Annotated in this window: 3 protein-coding genes and 1 pseudogene; all 4 read left to right on the top strand. The window is 71.8% G+C overall.

Annotated elements, in window-relative coordinates; genetic code table 11:
- The first annotated feature begins 219 nt into the window (after window positions 1–219).
- Entirely contained in the window at window positions 220–537 is a 318-nt protein-coding gene (locus tag ACH4ZA_RS39825; RefSeq protein ID WP_307059308.1) for a ferredoxin, read from the top strand.
- A gap of 150 nt (window positions 538–687) precedes the next feature.
- Window positions 688–1,449: a thioesterase II family protein gene (locus ACH4ZA_RS39820; protein WP_398433888.1), complete on the top strand. Its 762-nt coding sequence runs from the start codon at window positions 688–690 to the stop codon at window positions 1,447–1,449.
- A gap of 49 nt (window positions 1,450–1,498) precedes the next feature.
- On the top strand, window positions 1,499–2,398 hold the full coding sequence (locus tag ACH4ZA_RS39815; protein ID WP_398433887.1) for a menaquinone biosynthetic enzyme MqnA/MqnD family protein: 900 nt from the start codon (window positions 1,499–1,501) through the stop codon (window positions 2,396–2,398).
- 35 nt (window positions 2,399–2,433) lie between these two features.
- Window positions 2,434–2,555 (top strand): annotated as a pseudogene (locus ACH4ZA_RS39810) (dehypoxanthine futalosine cyclase); the annotation flags it as partial.

The following is a 2,555-nucleotide window of genomic DNA, read 5'->3' as shown; positions in this document are numbered from 1 at the left end:
CCCCGTGGAGCGCAACACCCGCTACGAGATCATCCGGGAGTACGACGGCCCCGACCCGGCACTGCGCGAGTCGCCGCAGCCCATGCGGGTGTGACCCGCCGGCCCGGCCGCAGCGGCCGGGCCCTTCGTGCACCGCGTGCACGACTCCCCCATGTGTGCGGTGCGTGCTCCGCTCGGTGTCGAGCAGATGTCCGCGCACCGTGTCCACACCACGACGACATGGCCAGGCAGGTGTTTATGTCCCCACGGACGACGAATGACGAGGACCTGGAAGTCTGGATCGACCAGGACCTGTGCACCGGCGACGGGATCTGTGCCCAGTACGTCCCCGAGGTGTTCGAACTGGACGTCGACGGGCTCGCCTACGTCAAGAGCGAGCAGGACGAACTGCTCCAGGCTCCGGGAGCGACGACGCGCTTCGCCCTGGATCTGCTCACCGACGTGGTCGACTCCGTCAAGGAGTGCCCCGGCGAATGCATTCACGTGCGCCGTGTCTCCGACGGCGTCGAGGTGTACGGCCCCGAGGCCGCCGACTGAGCCCTCGTCCTCGCACCCGGCCCCGGAGCGGCCGGGCCGCACCGCCCGGTGGCCGCACCCACCGGGCGGTGGCCGGGGCCGTCAGCACCGGACGGCCCCGGCCACCCCATCGCCGGGCCGCAACACCGACACGGGAAGGACACACGTCCGATGAGTTCCACCACCGACAACCTGTGGGTCCGCAGGTTCCGGCCCTCCTCCGACGCGGCCGAGCGGCTGGTCTGCTTCCCGCACGCCGGCGGTTCGGCCAGCTTCTACGTGCCGGTCGCCGCAGCGCTCAGCCCCGGCGTCGATGTCGCCGCCATCCAGTACCCCGGCCGTCAGGACCGCCGGCACGAACCGGGCCCCGCCTCGATCGCCGCACTCGCCGACGAGATCTGCGCGGTCCTCGCGCAGTGGGACGACGACCGTCCCATGACCTTCTTCGGTCACAGCATGGGCGCCTTGGTCGCCTTCGAGGTGGCGCGCCGCATGGAACGCACCGGGCCGAGCCCCGTCCGGCTGTTCGCCTCCGGGCGCCGCGCCCCTTCGCGGGTGCGGAACGAGAGCGTGCACATGCGCGACGACGACGGTGTGATCGCCGAGCTGCGCGCGCTGGCCGGCACCGACGCCCAGGTCCTCCAGGACGAGGAGGTGCTGCGCATGGTGCTGCCCGCGATCCGCAGCGACTACCGGGCCGTGGAGACGTACCGCTGTGAGCCCGGGGCGACGGTGCGCTGTCCGGTGACCGTCCTGACCGGCGACGCCGACCCACGTACGTCGCTGGAGGAAGCCCGCGCCTGGGCTGAGCACACCGGCGCCGGGACGGAGCTGCGGGTCTTCTCCGGCGGGCACTTCTTCCTCTCGGAACGCCCGGCCGAGGTGCTGGCCGTGCTGAACGAGCACTTCACCGCCGCGGTCCCCCGGGCCTGACGGCGTTTCCCTGTCCCTCCCCCTCGACCCGTTCCGGGAGTTGTGCACCATGACCCAGCAACTCGCGCCCGACACAGCGCGGTCGACGCCTGTGCGCCGGCGCCGGCCCCGCGTGGGCCACATACAGTTCCTCAACTGCCTGCCGCTGTTCTGGGGACTCGCCCGCACCGGGTCCCTCCTCGACATGGATCTGCACACCGACACGCCGGACGGCCTCAACGACGCGCTCGCCTCGGGCGATCTGGACATGGGACCGATCAGCCTGATGGAGTTCCTGCGGCATGCGGACGACCTGGTCGCCCTGCCGGACATCGCGGTCGGCAGCGACGGCGATGTCATGTCCTGCCTGATCGTCAGCCAGGTGCCGCTCGAGGAGCTGGACGGGCAGCCGGTGGCGCTGGGGTCGACGAGCCGCACGTCGGTTCGTCTGGCGCAGCTGCTGCTGGCCGAGCGCGTCGGGGTGAACCCCGAGTACTTCGTGTGCCCGCCGGACCTGCGCACCATGATGTCCGAGGCGAAGGCCGCGGTGATCATCGGCGACGCCGCCCTGCGTGCGGCCCTGCACGAGGCGCCCCGGATGGGCCTGGAGGTGCACGACCTGGGCCGGATGTGGAAGGACTGGACGGGACTGCCCTTCGTGTTCGCCGTGTTCGCCGCGCGCCGCGACTTCCTGGCCCGCGAACCCGCGCTGGTGCGCCAGGTCCACGCCGATCTGCTGGCCTCACGGGACCTGTCCCTGGCCGAGATGGCGAAGGTCTGCGAACAGGCCGCGCAGTGGGAGGAGTTCGACGCCGCGACGCTCGAGCGCTACTACACCACGGCCCTCGACTTCAGTCTCGGCGGGGAACAGCTCGCCGGCATCGCCGAATTCGCACGCCGGGTGGGCGGCGGCGACGAGGGCTTCCCGCCCGACGTCACCGTCCGGCTGCTCGAACCCACTGCCCCCTGAACGCCACACGCCACCGGAAAGGCCCGGCCACCACCATGTCCCGACCCCCGCAACATCGCCTCCAGTCCGTCCTCGACCGTGCCGCCGCCGGTGGGCGGATCACCCCCGAAGAGGCTCTGGACCTCTACCGCGAGGCCCCGCTGCACGCGCTGGGCGC

This window comes from Streptomyces sp. NPDC020597 (assembly GCF_044335095.1).
Classification (GTDB): domain Bacteria; phylum Actinomycetota; class Actinomycetes; order Streptomycetales; family Streptomycetaceae; genus Streptomyces.
The sequence above is the reverse complement of the archived record's forward strand: the minus strand, read 5'-3'. Positions and strand labels throughout refer to the sequence as shown.

Bases quoted from the DNA above. Each gene is read 5' to 3' on its own strand.
- ACH4ZA_RS39825 (WP_307059308.1), top strand. From the start codon at position 220: ATGGCCAGGCAGGTGTTTATGTCCCCACGGACGACGAATGACGAGGAC.
- ACH4ZA_RS39815 (WP_398433887.1), top strand. From the start codon at position 1,499: ATGACCCAGCAACTCGCGCCCGACACAGCGCGGTCGACGCCTGTGCGC.
- ACH4ZA_RS39820 (WP_398433888.1), top strand. From the start codon at position 688: ATGAGTTCCACCACCGACAACCTGTGGGTCCGCAGGTTCCGGCCCTCC.